13 protein-coding genes and 1 tRNA gene are annotated in these 20,250 nt (G+C 34.8%); 6 read left to right on the top strand and 8 right to left on the bottom strand.

Features of this window, described 5'->3' with window-relative positions:
• Positions 1–762: 762 nt before the first annotated feature.
• Both EYY60_RS14015 and EYY60_RS14020 read left to right on the top strand, forming a co-directional pair.
• Complete coding sequence (locus EYY60_RS14015) at positions 763–1,248, top strand: hypothetical protein (protein WP_132989934.1); 486 nt, start codon at positions 763–765, stop codon at positions 1,246–1,248.
• Between the two features lie 173 nt (positions 1,249–1,421).
• A complete protein-coding gene (locus tag EYY60_RS14020) occupies positions 1,422–1,967 on the top strand; it encodes a 3'-5' exonuclease (protein ID WP_132989935.1) in 546 nt (181 codons plus the stop codon).
• Positions 1,968–1,973: 6 nt separating this feature from the next.
• Here the strand turns inward: EYY60_RS14020 and EYY60_RS14025 are convergent, their stop codons facing one another.
• From EYY60_RS14025 to EYY60_RS14055, 7 genes are all read right to left on the bottom strand, one after another.
• Positions 1,974–2,888 (bottom strand): phytanoyl-CoA dioxygenase family protein, encoded by a 915-nt coding sequence (locus tag EYY60_RS14025; RefSeq protein WP_132989936.1) that lies wholly within the window; start codon positions 2,886–2,888, stop codon positions 1,974–1,976.
• A 135-nt stretch (positions 2,889–3,023) separates the two neighbouring features.
• Positions 3,024–4,802, bottom strand: coding sequence for an AMP-dependent synthetase/ligase (locus tag EYY60_RS14030; RefSeq protein WP_132989937.1), 1,779 nt, complete (start codon positions 4,800–4,802; stop codon positions 3,024–3,026).
• Between the two features lie 183 nt (positions 4,803–4,985).
• A complete protein-coding gene (locus EYY60_RS14035; protein WP_132989938.1) occupies positions 4,986–5,417 on the bottom strand; it encodes a hypothetical protein in 432 nt (143 codons plus the stop codon).
• A gap of 285 nt (positions 5,418–5,702) precedes the next feature.
• Positions 5,703–8,108 (bottom strand): TonB-dependent receptor domain-containing protein, encoded by a 2,406-nt coding sequence (locus tag EYY60_RS14040; RefSeq protein ID WP_132989939.1) that lies wholly within the window; start codon positions 8,106–8,108, stop codon positions 5,703–5,705.
• Positions 8,109–8,542: 434 nt separating this feature from the next.
• Positions 8,543–12,196 carry a phosphoribosylformylglycinamidine synthase gene (gene purL / locus EYY60_RS14045; protein WP_132989940.1) on the bottom strand — a complete coding sequence of 1,218 codons (3,654 nt, stop codon included), beginning with the start codon at positions 12,194–12,196 and terminating at the stop codon, positions 8,543–8,545.
• A 384-nt stretch (positions 12,197–12,580) separates the two neighbouring features.
• Positions 12,581–14,428 carry an endonuclease gene (locus EYY60_RS14050; protein ID WP_132989941.1) on the bottom strand — a complete coding sequence of 616 codons (1,848 nt, stop codon included), beginning with the start codon at positions 14,426–14,428 and terminating at the stop codon, positions 12,581–12,583.
• Positions 14,429–14,694: 266 nt separating this feature from the next.
• Entirely contained in the window at positions 14,695–16,206 is a 1,512-nt protein-coding gene (locus tag EYY60_RS14055) for a hypothetical protein (protein WP_132989942.1), read from the bottom strand.
• Positions 16,207–16,507: 301 nt separating this feature from the next.
• Here EYY60_RS14055 and EYY60_RS14060 point away from each other — a divergent pair, with 301 nt between their 5' ends.
• The 4 genes from EYY60_RS14060 to EYY60_RS14075 all read left to right on the top strand — a co-directional run bounded on the left by EYY60_RS14060 (position 16,508) and on the right by EYY60_RS14075 (position 18,985).
• Positions 16,508–16,939, top strand: coding sequence for a PaaI family thioesterase (locus EYY60_RS14060; RefSeq protein ID WP_012026684.1), 432 nt, complete (start codon positions 16,508–16,510; stop codon positions 16,937–16,939).
• Between the two features lie 3 nt (positions 16,940–16,942).
• Positions 16,943–18,022 carry a chorismate-binding protein gene (locus EYY60_RS14065; RefSeq protein WP_132989943.1) on the top strand — a complete coding sequence of 360 codons (1,080 nt, stop codon included), beginning with the start codon at positions 16,943–16,945 and terminating at the stop codon, positions 18,020–18,022.
• Positions 18,023–18,117: 95 nt separating this feature from the next.
• Positions 18,118–18,834 (top strand): bacillithiol biosynthesis deacetylase BshB1, encoded by a 717-nt coding sequence (bshB1, locus tag EYY60_RS14070; protein WP_132989944.1) that lies wholly within the window; start codon positions 18,118–18,120, stop codon positions 18,832–18,834.
• A gap of 77 nt (positions 18,835–18,911) precedes the next feature.
• Positions 18,912–18,985 (top strand) — tRNA-His (locus tag EYY60_RS14075).
• Between the two features lie 380 nt (positions 18,986–19,365).
• Here EYY60_RS14075 and ypfJ read toward each other — a convergent pair.
• Complete coding sequence (gene ypfJ, locus EYY60_RS14080) at positions 19,366–20,214, bottom strand: KPN_02809 family neutral zinc metallopeptidase (RefSeq protein WP_132989945.1); 849 nt, start codon at positions 20,212–20,214, stop codon at positions 19,366–19,368.
• Positions 20,215–20,250 lie beyond the last annotated feature (36 nt).

Here is a 20,250-nt window from a genome sequence, read left to right on the forward strand (position 1 = left end):
AAAATATAGTCTTGGAAAGTAATCTGATGAGCGACAGTCATTTGCTAAAAAGATAAATCTGCACCAGTTTGCGGACAGGGATTTCTTTGCTTTTATTTTTATTTAACTAATTGATAATCAGAAAATTATTCTTAAAAAATATTTGGAAATATGATTTTTTCTATCATATCTTTGCCCAACAAAATTGAAACATAGCGTTTCATAAAACAACAACAACAATTAAAAAAATAAATAAAATGAGTTTTAAATTATACATACACAACGCAGGATTAGTAGCCTCGACTTCAGGTCGTGAATGCTTTTACATGTCGGTGCATCAATATAGGCAATAGGATAGAAATATCGTATTTGTTATGAAGCACCTTTAATCGGGTGCTTTTTTTTTGTCTTAGGGACAAAGGTTCAAAGGAACAAAGGGACAGAGGTAAAAAAACTTAGTGTCTCAGCATCTTAGAACCTCAGAAGCTTAATAAAAAACAATAAAAATTTAAGGATGAATCAAAAAATAGGACTTAGGTCAGACGATAGTAGTCAAACAGATAAAGTGGAATTTAATGAGCCTCCATTTGCCTCGAGCGGAAAAATGGATTTAAAACTTATTAACCTATGGAATGGAAAGGTGAATTTTAGGAAAATTATATATATCATTTAGAGATATTTCTCTGGTAAAGCAATGGTGCTTTTGAACTTGTGTGATATTGGATTTCTTAGAAAAGCCTTCGATTTCCTGAGATTCCCAAGAATTACAAAACCAAAAATACCATGCAAAACAATACATTACAACAATATAAAAACGCAATTAGAAAAAAATACGAAATCGAAAAAGAAGGGAAATACTTTGATTATTTGTACAAGCCTTCTCGTGGAAAACTTCGTGATTTGTGCTGGTTGATTTTCGAAAATAACCCAACAAAAGAGGATTTGAATGTCTTCAGTAATCTTTTGGGCTTAGATTTCGATCATACGAAAAAGAATAAGTTTAAGGAGAAAAAAGATAAGTTCAGACCTATCGAAACGTTCTTCAAAGGCGAAACAGATCCGTCAAACATTGACGCTATCAATATGGCTGCAATTTTGGTTGATTTTGAATTGCGTCCTTTCAAAAAGTTTTACGAAAATTCTAAAACGGAGAAAGCAAAACCAATCAAGCAATTGGAGGTAACTAAAACAGTTTTCGATAAAAAGAACTCTGAAAAAAAGTCTAAGAAAAGAAGTTTCTTTCTAGATTTTAAAAGCTTGTTCTTCTAATGGTTTGCCACAAAGACGCTAAGACACAAAGTTTTTTTTAGCCACAGATTAAAGGATTAAAAGGATTGTTATAAAAAATCTGCTAAATCTGCGAGAAACAAATCTTAGCGTTCCTTTGCGTAAATCTTTGTGCTCTTTGCGGTTAAAAAAACAATTATTTAAAAATTAAAACAATGAAAACAACAGATAAAATTATTATTATCGATTTAGAAGCCACGTGTTGGCAAGGTGCGGTCCCGAAGGGCCAGGAAAATGAAATTATTGAAATTGGTTTGGCTGTATTGGATACAGAAACCGGCGAAATTTCCAAGAATAAAGGAATATTAATAAAGCCACAACGCTCAAGCGTAAGTGAGTTTTGTACCGAATTGACAACCATAACTCAGGATTTGCTGGATAAAAACGGAGTTTCTTTCGAAGAAGCGATTAATGAGTTGATAGACGAATATAATCCAGATTTATATACTTGGGCAAGTTACGGACAATACGATTTGAATATGCTTAAAAAACAGTGTAAATCATTCGGTATTTCATATCCAATGGGAGATGAGCATATTAATGTGAAAACTCATTTTGCCGAGAAATTTGGTTTAGTTAAACCAACTGGAATGAATGGTGCTTTGGCACTGCTTAATATTCCGTTGGAAGGAACGCATCACCGCGGAATTGATGATGCTAAAAACATTGCCAAGATTCTGTACTGGTGTCTAAAAAACTAGAATGGTTTAAATCCACTCTCCAATTGCATTATAATCATCTGGAAGATACGTAAGATATTGAACCATTCGCGGTTTTTTTCCTCTGTTTGGAGTAGCACAGTGTGGAAGTGCTTGATTCCAAATAATAAAATCTCCGGCTTCTCCCGTAATTGGTTTTGGTTGCAATGTCAGCAATGCTTTCTCTCTTGGATTTTCATAGGGTTCTAGTTCGTCAAGCCATTGACCAATTTGGTTATGAAAACCCGGAACACAATGAAATGCACCATCGTCTGGTCCACAATCGGTTAAATAAAGCAATCCCTGCAGGCCAAAAGTTAAAGGTTTTTTTAAACTCATATCCCAATGAAGCGAACTTCCTATAAATTTAAAATTCTCTGTTTCAGGAGGATTGAAGCTTACCTTGTCAATCGTTTTGTAAATTTTAGAGGTTTTATAGAGCTGTTCATATGCTTTTTTAATTCTTGGAGAAAAGCGGTTTTGGTTTAAAGTTTCATGATTAGAAAAATTAAGCATAAGCCCTTTTTGATTTTCATGACGATTGTACCAGCTTTCTTGGTTCTCAGGATCCATTTTCAAATATTCCCAAATGGCTTTTTGTGTGTTTTCGCAAGCTTCTTTTGAGATTGCATTTTTAACTACTACATAACCATTTTGATTCCAGAAGTCAAGATCTTCTTCTGATAAAACATTTTCTGTTAAGTCGTCAGTTTCGGCAACAACCTCTTGCTTTCTGTTATAAATCCATGCTTTGAAAGATTCAAAATCTGGTTTTTCTGAATGTAAAAACTGTAAAGCATCTTCCATGCCAATACCTAACAGATATAAGGCTTTAATTTCGTTGTTCCAGTTTGAATGGCTTAAATCAGCATTTTTAGGGTCAACAGCACATTTCCATAATTGTTCAAGGATTGTCCAAGGCATGGTTTTGTATTTAGGATCAATCAAAAATAATGGATTTATAAATTGATATTCAAAGTAGAAATACCTGTTTTTACTACTAAAAAAGGCTGTCTAAAATTTAGACAGCCTTTTCCTTTGGTTAACTATTTTGGAATTTTAATTATGACCATAGATTTTAGCGTAAAGATCTTTGTAAATTTCTTTAATGATTTTACGTTTTAATTTTAGGGTAGGAGTAAGCTGTCCGCCATCAATCGACCAAACATCTGGAGTAAGTTCAAATCGCTTCACTTGTTCCCAGTGTCCAAATTTCTTGTTGATGCTTTCTACTTCTTCGTCGATACGTTTGATAACGTCTGCATTCTGACTGATTTCTTTGTCAGTACTTCCTAAAGTTATTTTATGGATTTTTGCCCATTCTTTTACAAATTCAAAGTTTGGCTGAATAAAAGCGCCAGGCATTTTTTCGCCTTCACCAATAACCATAATCTGCTCAATAAAACGAGATTGTTTCATGGCATTTTCGATCATTTGCGGCGCAATATATTTACCTCCAGAAGTCTTGAACATTTCTTTTTTACGATCAGTAATTTTCAAGAAACCTTCGTTGTCGATTTCTCCAATATCTCCCGTGTGGAAATATCCGTCTTGTAAAGCTTCAGCAGTTTTTTCTGGATCTTTGTAATAACCTAGCATTACGTTTGGTCCTTTGCAAAGAATTTCTCCGTCTTCGGCAATTTTAACTTCTACATTGCGAATTACTTTTCCAACAGTTCCAATTTTGAAACCTCTGTTTCTTTGATCGTTTACTGCAATTACAGGTGAAGTTTCAGATAATCCGTAACCTTCCATAACTGGAATTTCTGCAGCAGCAAAAACTCTGGTCAAACGTGGCTGTAAAGCAGCACTTCCAGAAACCATTAAATCTAAATTTCCTCCTAAACCTTCTTTCCATTTGCTGAAAATCAGTTTACGGGCAATTTTTAATTGGAATTCATACCAAGCTCCATTTGCTCCGTATGGTTCGTATTTTAAGCCTAAATCAATAGCCCAGAAAAATAGTTTTTTCTTGATGCCAGTCAATTCAGCTCCTTTTGCGTAAATTTTATCGTAAACTTTTTCTAAAAGCCTTGGTACCGCCGTAATTACAGTTGGACGAACTTCTTTTAAGTTATCGCTGATTTTGTCAATTGATTCTCCAAAATAAACCGAAACACCATAGTATTGATAGATGTATAAAATCATTCTTTCAAAAATATGGCAGATAGGCAAGAAGCTCAACGCAGTACTTTTTCCTGGATCAAACGGAATTCTTGGAGCACTGTCCAAAACATTTGAAACAATATTTTTATGCGAAAGCATAACACCTTTAGGTCTTCCTGTTGTCCCAGAAGTATAAATAATGGTTGCTAAATCATCTGTTTGAATACTGTCTTTTCTGGCTTCAACTTCGTTTTGATTGCTTTCGTCTTCTCCTAATAAAAGTAAATCTGTCCAGTGTTTGCAACCTGGAATTTCGTTAAAAGAATAAACCTCTTTTAAAGTCGGTACGTTTGCTTTAATGAGATTTACTTTGTGAAGCACTTCTTCATCAGAAACAAAGCAGTACATACTGCCACTGTGATTCAATATATATTCGTAATCTTCTTCAGAAATTGTTGGGTAAATTGGAACAGTTTGAGCACCAGTTTGTAGAATACCAATGTCCATAATATTCCATTCTGTGCGGTTGTTTGATGTAATCAGGGCGATTTTGTCATCTTTTTGAATGCCCATGCGCAATAATGCTCTCGAAACAGCATTTGCTTTTGCAATATATTCTTGGCTAGATGTTTTTTCCCAGACTCCGTTTTTCTTTGTTGCTAAGGCAACCGGAAGGTTGTAAGTTTCTTGTTGATAATAGGGAAAATCAAAAAGGCGTGTGATTGAAACCATGTTTAATATCTTGAATTTTATCGCAAATTAAATAAAAAATAGGTATAATTTTTAATTTTGTGGAATTTTATGGGAAAATTTATATGGACTCTTAAAAATCAACGAAAACGTTTTCTTTTTTGTAGTAAATTTTCGAAAAAACTAGAAATTATTTAATTAAAAAAATATATTATTTTTTAGAGATTATTGCACATTAAAATCCTCATATTCTTTGACTCTTTCTCCCATCAGAAACATTTTTTTCTTCGCAAAATGAATCGAGAATTGAGAATATACCCATTCTTCACTGTCATTAGGTCTGTACCAAAAAGTGTACGATTTGCTATTGAATCCTTCCTTGAAAACAGGAATTCCCTCTTCTGTACATTCGATTCCCCAGTTAATTTTCTTTTTGCTCAAATCAGGTGCTTGGATAAATCCTGTTCCGTCTGGATTTAATTGGCTAATTGGTTCTTTTTGGCCAATTGGCGCATAAGTTCCAGAAACTGGAAAACCAATCGTGGTTGTAATATAGCGCTCTTTAGAATTATGAGTAATTGTGTTTACTTCAACTTGTGAATACGATTTTGCAGTAAAAAATAATAAGGCAATAATTAATAAACGAATAGCTTTCATTCTATGTAGGATTAAGTGTTTTTGGGATTCTAAAAAATTCTGTGGCAGGAACTTTTGGCGAATATAGTTCAAATTTCAATAAAAAATAAATCCCAATTATAAGAATGATGTTTTTTGTTTATTGACGATCCGGAATTTGTGCTAAACTAAAAATAACCGCAAATTTCACAAATTAGCACAAATTAAATCTTTGAAAAACAGAAATAGCGTTTGCGCAAATTTGTGAAATTTGCGGTTACTTTTTTAGTCCGTTTAGCTGACAGTTTTTTTTAGTTTGTAAAAAGATTACTCAGCTGAAAACTGATTCTCTAATAGTTTTTCTTTAAAATCAGATTTAAAAGTATAAGCAAAAGTGACCATCAAAGCGCGAGTGTCGGATTTATTGGTTCTTTGATTGTAAAAAAGTGCCGTGTTGTTTTTGTAGCCACTTTCAAGTGTATTAAACATATCGGTGACAACCAAACCTAAACGTGCATTTCCTTTTCCTAATTTTTGCTGAAATCCCATATCGACATTATAAACTGGAATACGTTTTCCTTGTGCTGTTGTTAATGCCGAATTATAATTCCCAATAATTTGCAGTTTTCCGCCTTTCCAAGGAACAAAATTATTGATGATTTTTCCATACCAGTTAAAAGCATTTTTTACCACATTTTCTGTCAGATTTGAAGCGTCTATTTTTTGCTCAAAAGCGGTAATACTGATGTTTGCATCATAAAAAGATGCTGGTTTTAAGGTAAAGATAGTTTCTAGGCCGTACGTGATTGTGCTTCCGATATTTTGGGGTTGCAATAAAATTACGCCATTATCCAAAAGTTGAGCATATTGTCTGATGGCATCTGTTGCATTTCTGTAAAAAGCATTTGTAGAAAACGAATAATTCTGCCAATTTTTATTGTAACTCACTTCAGCAATGTGAATAATTTCCGGTTTCAAATACGGATTTCCTCCATGCGGATTCAGGGCATCGGTAATATCAATAAACGGATTCAGATCATCTAAATCTGGACGATTGATTCTTTTGCTGTAATTGAATTTCACAAAAGATTCCGGGTTCAGATTCAATTGCAAATAAGCTGATGGGAAAAATTTCAAATAATTATTGCTGAAACGGTCACTATTGTTTTGCGTTGCGCCTGTATTCGAAACATTTTCTGTTCGCAAACCTAAATTGTATTTCCATTTCGGATTTTCTTTTTCGCCTATATAGGAATTCAACATACCGTAAACGGCATTTATTTGCTCGTTAAATTTAAAAATATTACTCGCTAACGGATTTATGACATATTCACCATTTACAAGATCTGCGCTTTCAAAATCGGAATTAAAAAATCTAAAAGTTCCTTTATAGCCTGTTTCTACAATTGATTTTTCTGAAACAGGAAAAGTATAATTTACGATTGCATTCGAAATATTTTGGTTTTCATAATTATGTGTTCTTTGCCAAAGCACATCGCCAATCTGTTGCTGATATTCGTCGTAATTATAAGTATCAATATCTGTATTTTCTCTATGTTTTCCGAAAGAAGAAGTAATCGATGTATTCAAACTTTTTCTTTCATCATCAAATTTTCGGTCATAAGTAAAAGCAAGTTCTCCTACTTTTGAACGTTCAAGTTCTAAAGAATGTCTTTTGCTGTTAGAGAAAAATGCATTCGTGTTTGTATTTACCTGCGTGTACAAAGTTTCATCGTTATCTTGATTTTCTATATTGCCTAAAGCTTCAAACGAAAAACTGTTTTTGTCATTTGGAGAAAAATCAACATTGAATTTCAAATTCTGCAAACCTTCAGTACGTTGATCACTTCTGTTTTGATGAATATAATGCTCATCGTCAATAAAATAATTCGTTCTGTCCGCATTTATTTTTTTCGTTCGGCCAGCAAAACGGTTGTCGTAACCTAAACCAAAATTCCATTTTTCAGTTTTATGATTTAAAAGCACAGAACTGTTGATTCTGCCTTTCGCACCAAAACCCGCGCCCAAAGCAACTGCACCATTTGTACCGCTTTGATTGTTCTTTTTAAGTTTTATGTTGATGATGCCACTTTCTGCATTCGCGTCATATTTAGCCGTTGGATTACTGATTATTTCAATGCTTTCAATACTGCTCGCCGCAATCTGATCCATGTTGGTAATTGCAGAATTTTTTCCGTTAATCAAAATCATTGGCGATTTTCCTCTTAGGGTAATGCCACCTTCGGCATCAACCGCAACAGTCGGGATACTTTTTAGCATATCGGTAGCCGTTCCGCCAATTTGTGAAATGTTTGAAACAGCATTAAAAATAAATCCTTCGTCGGTTTTCTGGATTTGTTTTTTCTGAGATTTCACCACAACGTCATTTAGTAAATTAGCGTCATTTTGTAATTCGATAGTTCCAAGAGAAATCGGACTTTCAGAAACTTTTATTTTTTGATTGATGGTTTTAAAACCAATTAATTTAAATTGAAGCTGATAATCTCCGGAAGCAATATTTTCTAAAGCAAAATTCCCAGAAACATCCGTCACAGCATAACTAACAGTTTTAGTAGAATCAGATGCTTGTTTTAAAATAACATCAACAAATTCGATAGGAAGCTTTCCATCAGAAATGGTTCCTTTTACAGAAGAAGTTTTTTGACCAAAAGAAAATTGGCAAATAGCAAATAAAGTAAACAGTAGGGATATTTTTTGGATCATATTTTTCATGAGACAAAGATATTTATCCGAATATTTTTACTTGCTTAAGCTGTCTTAAGATACAATTAAATTAATCTTAGAATAGTTTTAAATAGTTTTTTATAGCCACGACCCGAGCGACAGCGAACAGGCGAAGCAATTGCGCGAATTTCCACGAATTAATTATAAATCCACATACAGTTTGTCAATCCGAGAAACGAGGAATCTCCGCAAGTAGCTCCGTAAAGCAATAACTACAATATTTGTCATTTCGACTGAAAGGAGAAATCACACTAGAAACTCCACAACGCATTTCGCCAATCTTTGTCGATTCCCGAGTGTGATTCCTCGTTTCTCGGAATGACAAGATTGTGGGAAACTATCTAAAAATAATTCGTGGAAATTCGTTGCTATCAAAAAAAAACGCCCGATAAATTCGGGCGCTTTTAATAAAAATATATTTCTTAGTTTTTCTCAATCCATTTTCTTGCATTGACAAAAGCTTCGTGCCAAGGCGTAACCTCGTCATTTCTATTTTTTGGATAATGAGCCCAGTTCCATTGGAAAGTAGAACGCTCAATGTGAGGCATCATAACCAAGTGTCTTCCTGTTTTGTCACACATCATTGCTGTGTTATAATCAGAACCGTTAGGGTTTGCAGGATAACCTTCGTATGCATATTTAGAAACAATGTTGTATTGATCTTCTGCATAAGGTAATTTGAATTTACCTTCTCCGTGAGAAACCCAAACTCCTAAAGTACTTCCCGCTAAAGTAGATAACATTACAGAATTGTTTTCCTGAACCGTTACAGAAGTAAAGATACTTTCGTGTTTCTGGCTTTCGTTATGGTGCATTTTTCCGTGAACTTCGTGTTCTGGATTAATCACTTCCAATTCCATAAACAATTGGCATCCGTTACAGATTCCAACAGAAAGCGTGTCTTCTCTTTTGAAGAAATTATCTAAAGCTGTTTTTGCTTTTTCGTTGTATAAGAAAGCTCCAGCCCAACCTTTAGCAGAACCTAAAACGTCAGAGTTAGAGAATCCTCCAACAGCTCCAATAAACTGAATATCTTCAAGTGTTTCACGTCCAGAAATTAAATCCGTCATGTGAACGTCTTTTACGTCGAAACCTGCCAAGTACATAGCATTTGCCATTTCACGCTCAGAATTACTTCCTTTTTCACGAATAATAGCCGCTTTTGGTCGTGGTTTAGAATTGTCGATTTCTGGTTTCTTTCCTGTAAAGTGTGCAGGGAAAGTATAATTTAAAACCTGATTTTTATAGTTTTCAAAACGTGCTTGAGCTCTTCCGTTTTTAGACTGTTTTTGATCTAATAAATAAGAAGTCTCAAACCAAGTATCTCTGTAAGTTGGAATATCCAATTTCCAGTTTCCAACTTCTAAAGATGCTGTAGAAGTTACAGAACCAATTTTGAAGAATTCAACATTATTAGCTTTCAATTTAGCTTCAACAGCTGCATCAGATTTAGCTTGGAATACGATTCCGATGTTTTCTGCGAAAAGGATTTTTAATAAGTCTTTTTCCGCGAAAGTGCTGAAATCAATTTTAGCTCCCAAATTCACATCAGCAAAACACAATTCTAATAAAGTAGTGATTAAACCACCGCTTCCGATATCGTGACCTGCTAAGATTTGGCTTTCGCCGATTAATTCTTGAATTGTGTTGAAAGCATTTTTAAAGAAAGAAGCGTCTTTAATGGTAGAAGTTTCATTTCCAATTGTATTTCTAATTTGTGCAAAAGACGAACCTCCTAATTTGAAATCATCTTGAGACAAATTGATATAATAGATTGAATCTCCGTTTTTCTGTAAAACTGGCTCAACTACTTTTCTAATATCGGTACAGTTTCCAGCCGCAGAAATAATAACCGTTCCAGGCGCAATTACTTCGTCGTTTGGATATTTTTGTTTCATTGAAAGTGAATCTTTTCCTGTCGGAATATTGATTCCTAATTCAATTGCAAATTCTGAACAGCCTTCAACAGCAGCGTATAAACGAGCGTCTTCACCTTCATTTTTACAAGCCCACATCCAGTTTGCTGATAATGAAACTCCTTTTAACTGCTCTTTAATTGGCGCCCAAATTAAGTTTGATAACGATTCTGCAATTGCATTTCTAGATCCCGCAACCGGATCAATCAAAGCTGCGATAGGAGCGTGCCCGATAGAAGTTGCAATACCTTCTTTTCCTAAATAATCCAGAGCCATAACCCCAACATTATTTAAAGGCAATTGTAACGGTCCTGCATTTTGTTGTTTAGCTACTTTTCCTCCAACACAACGGTCAACTTTGTTTGTTAACCAGTCTTTTGAAGCAACAGCTTCTAAACGTAAAACATCTTTTAAATAGCTTTCAAAATCTGCAGCATTGTAAGCAACATCAGCATATTTTCTGTCAACAGTTTTATCTGTCATAACCGTTTTTGGAGAACTTCCGAAGAAATCTTCTAAAGCATAATCCATCGGTTTTGAACCGTTAGTTTTAGATTCGAATGTAAAACGGTGATCTCCCGTTACATCTCCAACTTGATACATTGGCGAACGCTCTCTATCGGCAATTCTTTGTAATGTATCAATATCTTTTTGGCCAATAACCAATCCCATTCTTTCTTGAGATTCGTTACCGATAATTTCTTTTGCAGAAAGTGTTGGATCTCCAACTGGTAATTTGTCTAAATCGATCAAACCTCCAGTTTCTTCCACCAATTCAGAAAGACAGTTTAAGTGTCCACCAGCTCCGTGATCGTGAATAGAAACAATTGGGTTATTGTCGCTTTCTACTAAACCACGAATTGCATTTGCAGCACGTTTTTGCATTTCTGGATTTGAACGCTGAATCGCATTTAACTCAATTCCTGAACCGAAAGCGCCAGTATCTGCAGAAGAAACTGCAGCACCACCCATTCCGATTCTATAATTTTCTCCTCCAAGAATAACGATTTTATCGCCTTCTTGTGGTTTCTTTTTAATTGATTGATCCAGTTTTCCGTATCCAATTCCACCCGCTTGCATGATTACTTTATCGTAACCAATTTTACGGTCGTTTTCTGAATGTTCGAAAGTTAAAACAGAACCTGTAATAAGCGGCTGACCAAATTTATTTCCGAAATCAGAAGCTCCGTTTGAAGCTTTGATCAAAATGTCCATTGGAGTTTGGTACAACCATTTTCTTTCTTCAACTGCATTTTCCCATTTTCTGTCTTCTTTCAAACGAGAGTAAGATGTCATGTAAACCGCAGTTCCTGCTAATGGCAACGATCCTTGACCTCCAGCTAAACGGTCACGAATTTCTCCTCCAGATCCTGTTGCAGCTCCGTTGAAAGGCTCAACTGTTGTTGGGAAATTGTGTGTTTCGGCTTTTAATGAGATAACCGAATCAAATTCTTTTATTTCGTAAAAATCAGGTTTGTCTGCCGATTTTGGTGCAAATTGCTGCACTTTTGGTCCTTTTACAAAAGCAACGTTGTCTTTGTAAGCAGAAACAATATCGTTAGGATTTTCCTGAGATGTTTTTTTGATTAATTTGAAAAGAGATGTTTCTTTTTCTTCACCGTCAATTACAAATGTTCCATTGAAAATTTTATGACGGCAGTGTTCTGAGTTTGCTTGTGAGAAAGCAAAAATCTCAGAATCCGTTAATTTTCTTCCAAGTTTAGTCGAAAGATTGTTTAAGTAATCAACTTCTTCTTCGCTTAAAGCTAAACCTTCCACTTTGTTGTAAGCAGCGATATCATCAATTTCTAAAATTGGTTCTGGCTGAATATTGATAGTGAAGATTTCTTGATCTAATTCGTTGAATTTTTGAGAAAGCATTGGGTCAAAATCAGTAAAATCTTCCGTTGCAGGATGAAATTCCTCGATTCTGATAATGCCAGAAATCCCCATGTTTTGAGTAATTTCTACAGCATTTGTACTCCAAGGTGTAATCATGGTAGCGCGAGGACCAACAAAAAAACCTGTCAATGCAGATTTTTCAATCTTATTCGCGTCGGCAAAAAGCCAGTTTAATTTTGAAATGTCTTGAGCTGAAATTTCGTTTTGCGTTTGTACGGCAAAAACAGTTTTGCTTTGGTTTTCAAAGAAATGGATCATTTGTGTAGTTTGTTGTATTGAGCTGCAAATTTAATGTAAATAAATAGTAAGCGCAAATTTGGAAACGATCTCTTTTCAAAAAAAATGAAATTGCTTTTTTCTTGCATTTTTTCTACCAAAAAGACGCAAAATCAAGAGGTTTCGGTCTTTGATGAAATTTAATGTTTTAGTAAAATTTCTTTTTTGATATGTTCTGTAATATTAAACTTTTAGAAAGGAAAATATCAAAAATGAAACTTTAGATTTTTAGCATTTGCGGAAAAATGATTTTGCAAAATTTACGAAATCTTGAAATGGATGAAAATGACAATTTTTGTAAAAATCATCGTGTCGAGATAAAAAAAAGCGGCAATTAGCCGCTTTTTAGTGAATGAAAAAGTATTTTTAGTTGATAATTATTCTTTTGAATGTTGTTTTTTCACCTTTCACAATTTTGATAAAATAGATTCCTGCTGATAAATTTTGAACAGAAATTTTAGAAGAAGTTGTGTTTTGCTTTTCGAAAACTTTTTGTCCAGAAAACGAAATTATTTCTATTGAATAAGGAGTTGAAAAATCATTTTGGCCCACATTGAAATTCCCATCAGAAGGATTTGGATAAATTACAATTTCATCAGATAGTTCAACAATTTCTTCATCTTCTACAGGCAATGCTTTTTTGCTCGCTAAGTTGTTGCAAGTATCTGTTGTATAAGAATCCCATTGTGCACTTAAATTGAAAGTCGTGCTTGGAGAAGTTACAGTAGATTTTCTTCTTAAAGTTACATCAATAGCAAAATTGGCTGTTCCGCCGTTGAAAGTTCCAATAATATCAATTAAAACACCATTTTTGAATAAGCCTACAGCGTCATTTCCGTTGAAAGTCAATTCGGTTGCAGTTGTTGAAATATTTGCTGCGCTTGTAGAAAAACAAGTAGAAGAGATTGAGCTGTTTACAATTACAAATTTGCTTCCTGTTGCCAAAGTGCCAGTCAATGCTAAACCTGTGCTCCAAGAGCCTGCACCGTTTGTTTGTTTTTTAATGGTATATGCCGATAAATTTACAGAAGCTCCTGTGTTGTTTGCAATCTCCAAAGCCTTATTGTTTCCAGAGCCTTCAATGTATTCAGAGAAAAGAAGATCTGTTGCAGTTCCTGTTCCACTGCTGTTGGTTGTAACCGAAATGGTATTGCTTGATGCAGAAGTATTTCCAGCCGCATCTTTTGCTTTTACATAAATAGAATATGCTGTGGAAGCTGTCAAGCCCGTAATTGTAGCTGTTGTGCTAGAAACGGTTGTTTTTAAAACACTATTCGCATAAACATCATAACCTGTAACGGCTACATTATCTGAAGAAGCTGTCCATGAAAGCGAAATTGAAGTTGCTGTTTTTGATGTTGAAGCTAAACTCGTTGGTGCAGTTGGTGCCTGAGTATCTCCAGAAGGTGTTCCGCCCCAAATTTGATTTACATATTCTGGATGATCTATAAACGGATTTCGATTGTTTTGTCTTGCATAAACGGCATTGTTTCTAGCGATTTCTCTCGCACTTACAGGATCTTGGGCGTGCCAAGCCAAAAGCATATTCAAAAAAGCAGTTGTGAAAACTTGGTTGCTTGTGCCATTAAACATAGCATAGGAATAACCTGCAACAGTATTTTCGTAACGTGTTGCAAAATAGAAATACATTCGGGCAATATCACCTTTAAAATCATTGATTGGTTCGAAAACGGTTCCTGTATATCCAGAAACGGCACTTGAACCTAATTTGCTTCCGTTTTGAGAAGTGTATGTAGCCGAACTTACATTTCCGTGTGGATAATTGGAACGGATTCCGTTTACTTTTCCATCTGTTGGCGTAATAAAATGTGCATCGGCAACCATTGGTGATTGTTCGCTAAAAACAGATTGCGGAATAATATGCTCTCTATTATAACAATCGCCTTCTACGGAATAATTGCCACATCGTTGTGTGCTTCCGGTGCCATAATTGTAAGGATCTGTTCCTGATGGATTTTCAGAATACATGTCGAGAACAGTTCCGTCGTTTTCATAAAAATTATCTACGTCTGATGTTTGATAGGTTGTGTACAATCCTGCATATCCGTTGTCGGTATGACCTTTAATAATATTATACAATTGTGTTTTTAAAGTATAACCCGTTCCGGTTGCAGCGCTGTAATATCCAGAAGGAATTTGGGCGAAACCAATTGTGGTAAGAAATAATAACAGTAAAAAGTAGTTTTTTTTCATAAGTAATAGTTTTAAGATTTGGTTTAAAATAAATTTTTAAAAACTTGATTGCTAGATTTTTAAAAAGATATTGTAACAAAACTACTACTTTTTTGAATGTGAAATGTTATGGAAAGTTTAATTTTAGATACATTTTCTTACGAGCTCGCTGATTAAGTTTTTTAATCTCGCAAAGACGCAAAGTCGCCAAGTTTAATCTTTTAAGTAAAAAAGCTTAGCGACTTTGCGTCTTTGCGAGCAAAAATCATTTTGAGTTAAAAAAATCCTTACTTTGGAAAATCCTGACTCTGATAAGCGCCCAAATCTGGTGGAGAAGTTCTCGTAATTCCTAAAATATCTGTCGGAATTATATAGGCCTGATTTCCTTTCGCGAAAGCGGAAGAAGTTTTATCAATATTGAATTTATTCTGCGAAACATTATAAAATTTCGGGTTTTCATTCAAAATGATATTGTTATAATGTTGTGTGTCAGTTTTGAATTGATAATCCGGATTTGTTGTAGAACTGCTGAATTTTAAAAGACAATTATTTAATTGATACACAAACGCTGTGTTTGCATTTTTGCTCAAATTAAATTCGTTTGTATTTGAGCCGTAAATAATGCAATTATTGAAAGTTGCCTGTGTAAGCGGATTTGTTTCTGGCGTTGCCCCAGCCAAACTATTGCTCAAATTAACTGCAAAATGCGAACTGTTTTGCCAATTGTTATTAAAAGTGCAATGCGCAAAACTGTAATTTCCGCCATAAACACAAGACAAACTCGCAACGCCGGCATAATTTATAACTAAATTTTCTCCGTTGATTCGGCCATTTTTTGCTAAAATTCCGTGTTCAACAAAATTATAAAACTGACTATTTTTGATCTGAATCGTATTTGCTGTGTTTCTGATTTCCAAACCTGTAACGGCATTTTTTAATGTCAAATGATTGATGGAATGTGTGCCGCTTTGATTTTCAAGAATAACCGAATTCCATTGTCCAGGAATATCAGAGTAAAGCGATTCTAAACGATCGCCTTCAAAAATAACTTCATTTTCAAGTTTGTCAGTTGTTGAGGTTGTTCCGTTAATCTGAAGCGAAGCATTTTTGGCAACATACAGCCCAGAATTGACATGAAAATAAACTCGTGTACCAGCTTCAAAAGTCACGGTTTTGTTTTCGGGAACTCCGGCGTAACCGTAAATCACATATGGTTTTTGTTTGGTGAAAAGAAGTTCATTTCCGTTTGCAGGATCATTTTCACTCAGATAAAAACCGTCAACATCTTTGCCGTCAATTTTTATTTTTTCTTTTGTTCCGTCAGGATTTTGGTTTGGATATAGAAAAACAGCATCCTGAATTAAAGTAACCAGCGCTACTTTTTGAAGATTGGCGCCACTGTCGAATTCAATTTCATCAGTATATAAAAAATCAGTTGGATTAGCGTCTGTAATATCTGCGGTAGTTTCTATAAAAATGTAAAGACTATCTTTTGCTAAAAGCGTAACATCTTTGAAAATCTTTCCATTGTTGCCGGCCATTCCGTCAACCGTCATGCGGTATTTAGAATTTAAGCCTTTTTTGAGCTGGATAATCGGGATCGAAATGTCGTTTTTACTTTTATTATACACTTTCAATTGATAAGTGCTTGAACCAATGTTTTTAAAAACAGTATCCAAATAAACAGTGTCTTTTGAGAATTTTAAATCTCCGGAACTGGCAACAGTATCAAAGTCAGTTCGACAAGAACTAAATGCTAGAATTATTCCGAAAATAAAAAGTACAAAGTATTGACGCATTTGAATGTTTTTTTTCGCCACGACCCGAGCGACAGCGAACAGGCGAAGCAATTACACAAATTTCCACGAATTAAATTGAAATAAAATTCGTGGAAATTTGTGTAATTCGTGGCGACATAATTTTTAAAATCCTTTTAATCTGTGTAATCTGTGGCTAAAAAAAAGCCAAAGATTGATTTTGATTGTTTTTGTAAAAATAGCAAAAAACTGACAAGTTCATAAATGATTTTTAATTTTAGAATCTGATTTTTCGATTTGTGTCTTATCTTTCTTTAATTTTACGTTTTTAAAGTTTATTTTAATGAATTATACAAAAGAGCAGATTTTGGCGCGCTGTAATGAGTTTTCTAAAAATACATTAATGGAAACGCTGAAAATAGAATATATCGACGCCGGAGAAGATTTTTTAACTGCAAAAATGCCTGTAAATCCAAGTGTTCATCAACCAATGGGATTATTGCACGGAGGTGCTTCTGTAGCTTTGGCAGAAAGTGTTGGAAGTGCAGCTTCTTTCTTTTTTATTAATCCGAAAGAGCAGGAGGTGAGAGGCATCGAAATCTCGGCAAATCATCTAAAAAGTATTCGTGAAGGCTATGTTTTCGGAACAGCCAGAATTATTCACAAAGGAAGAAGCCTTCATCTTTGGGAAATTAAAATTACCGATGAAGAAGGGAACTTGGTTTCGCTTTGCAAATTGACGAATATGGTTTTGGATAGAAAGAAAAGTGAATAAATTATGAATGCATTTTTCTTAAAAATTAAAAATCATAAAGAGCAAAATTTGCCTTTTGTGCTTTATTCCAAACCCAATACAACAAACTATGTTGGGATTTTACAACAAAACAATGTTTTAAATACCGTTTCAGATTATAGTGAAAAAGGGTTTGTTTTTGCTTCTTTTGATGAAAAACAATTAATCCTGATTCCTGAAAACGAATCGGAAATTATTACTGCTGAAAAAGAACCGACTTTATTTGATCCAATAGAAATTGACGACATGAATTTTGATTCTGAAGCTAAATTTCAATATGAATATTTAGTAGCTCAGGGAATTCAAGCGATCAAAAATGAGGAATTCAAAAAAGTAGTTTTATCACGAAGTGAAGAAGTGCCTTTGTCTGAATTTGATTTCATCGAAACGTTTCAGCATCTGGCTCAGCTATATCCAGCGACTTTTTGTTATTGTTTTTTTCATCCAAAAATTGGACTTTGGATGGGGGCAACGCCGGAGAAACTTTTAAAAGCAAACGGAAATGTTTTTGAAACAATGGCTTTGGCGGGAACGCAGAAAGATAATCAGCAAACTGAAATTGTCTGGCAACAAAAAGAAAAAGACGAACAGCAATTTGTGACTGATTTTATTGTGAAAAGACTCCGAGAATTTACGGCTTCGGTGGTAGTTTCTGAACCTTATAGTTTGAAAGCTGGGTCGATTTGGCATATTAAAACGGATATTTCGGGTGTTTTAAAAGACAACTCAACTTTAGAAGAAGTTATTGATACACTTCATCCAACGCCAGCCGTTTGCGGACTTCCAAAAAAGAAATCGAAAGCATTTATTTTAGAAAACGAAAATTATGATAGAACTTTCTATACTGGTTTTCTAGGCGAACTGAACAGCACTTTTGCAGAAAATAAGGCAAGTTCTGATTTATTTGTAAATTTACGATGCATGCAGATTCAAGAAAATAAAGCGATTTTGTATATGGGATGCGGCGTCACAAAAGAAAGTGTTCCTGAAAAAGAATGGGAAGAAAGCGTCAATAAATCAATGACGATGAAAAGAGTCTTGAGAGTTATGAGTTATGAGTTATGAGTTTTCAGTCGCAGTCACAGTTTGCAGTTACTGAGACTGAATACTGTGACTGCGACTAAACCTGAAACCTGAAACAAAACAAACAAAAAGAAAAAATGAAATTAGACATATTAGCCTTTGGTGCACATCCAGACGACGTAGAATTAGGTTGCGCTGGAACAATTTTAAAAGAAGTTTCCCTTGGGAAAAAAGTTGGTATTGTCGATTTGACTCGTGGCGAATTAGGAACGCGCGGTACGGCAGAAATTAGAGATCAGGAAGCAAAAGATGCGGCAAAGATTTTAGGAGTTCTTGTACGTGAAAATCTGGCAATGCGTGATGGATTTTTTGTTAATGATGAAAAACATCAGTTAGAAGTCATTAAAATGATTCGTAAATATAAACCCGAAATCGTATTGTGTAATGCAATCGATGATCGCCATATCGATCACGGGAAAGGGAGCAAATTAGTTTCTGATGCGTGCTTTTTATCAGGTTTAATGAAAATTGAAACTTCGATCGATGGCGAGCCACAAGAAGCTTGGCGACCAAAAGTAGTTTATCACTATATTCAATGGAAAAATATCACTCCAGATTTCGTTGTAGACATTACAGGATTCGAAGAAAAGAAAGTTGAAGCGATTATGGCTTATAAAACCCAATTTTATGATCCAAATTCAAGTGAACCTGCAACACCTATTACGAGCAAAAACTTCTTTGAAAGCTTGAATTATCGTGCGCAAGATTTAGGAAGACTTGTTGGAAAAGATTTTGCTGAAGGTTTTACAGTTGAAAGATGTTTGGCAGTCAATAGTTTAGAAAATTTGATATAATTTTTATGAAAATTTTTCATTTTTTTCTTTGTAGAACTCAACCTTTGTTCTATATTTGCACTCGCTAAGCAAAAATGGTGGTTGTAGCTCAGCTGGTTAGAGTAGCGGTTTGTGGTGCCGCGGGTCGCCGGTTCGAACCCGGTCAGCCACCCAGATTTAAAGCCTTGAAGAAATTCAAGGCTTTTTTTGTGCTTTTTTTTAAACCATATAAGCAATGTAAGGTCATTTTAGATTAAGTCTGAGTATTGCTAAGATTAAAGAGTATAAAACTTAGATCGAAAAAACGAATATTACAATATAACCCGCGGTTTCAATCGCGGGGACACTAGGGATTGGGAAATATTGTGATATGCTTTATGTTTCCAGCGGTTTAAACCGCTGGCTATGTTTTCTAATATGTCTTATAATTGATTTTTTTAAATATAGACAAAATCTAAAATAACCTTATATCACTTATATAGTTCAAAAAAATAAAAAAAAGCATGATGGTTACATCATGCTTTCTTGCGGTTATTATATTTGGTTTATGTATTATTGAATTTCCTCAAAGGTTGTACCTTGCTTAATATCTCCAGTTTTAAAACCCTTTTTAAACCAGTACATTCTTTGTTCAGACGATCCATGCGTAAAGGAATCTGGAACGACGTGTCCCTGCATTTTGCTTTGAATTGCATCATCACCTACAGCATTTGCTGCACTCAATGCCTCGTCAATGTCCCCAGTTTCAAGTTCTTGCTGGTGATCATGAGCCCAAACTCCCGCGTAAAAGTCAGCTTGAAGTTCTAAAGCAACAGAGAGTTTATTTGCTTCTGCCTCGCTTTTTCCTTCTTGCGCCTCACGCATTTTTGCCGAAGTGCCAAGTAAGGTTTGGACGTGATGACCAATTTCATGCGCAATAACGTATGCAATGGCAAAGTCGCCTCCTTTGGCGCCAAACTTATTTTTAAGTTCTTCAAAGAACCCCAAATCCATATAAACTTTTTGGTCTCCGGGACAATAAAAGGGACCCGATGCAGATGATGCTCCACCACAGGCTGTTTGAACAGAACCTCTAAAAAGGACTAATTTTGGATTTTTGTATGTCATTCCATGTTCCTCAAAAATTTTGTTCCAAGTATCTTCATTGTATGCAAGCATTGTTCTTACAAAATTCCCCATTTCCTCATCTTCCTTGCTTAACGGTGCTGCTGCTTCTGTTTGCTGCTGTCCACCTTGCATTTGTTCTAAAACTGGTGCTATTTGTTTGCCAGTTTCGCCACCAAAAACGTTCAATAACAAAATAATGATTCCGATAACTCCTCCGCCAATAGCGACTTTTCCGCCAGATATACCTCTTCGGTCTTCTACATTATCACTTTGTCTTCTACCTTGCCATTTCATAAGTATGCTAGATTTAAACTTATTATGTTTTTATTA

Origin of the sequence: Flavobacterium zhairuonense, assembly GCF_004352915.1 — a bacterium.
In the GTDB taxonomy this organism is placed as follows: Bacteria; Bacteroidota; Bacteroidia; order Flavobacteriales; family Flavobacteriaceae; genus Flavobacterium; species Flavobacterium zhairuonense.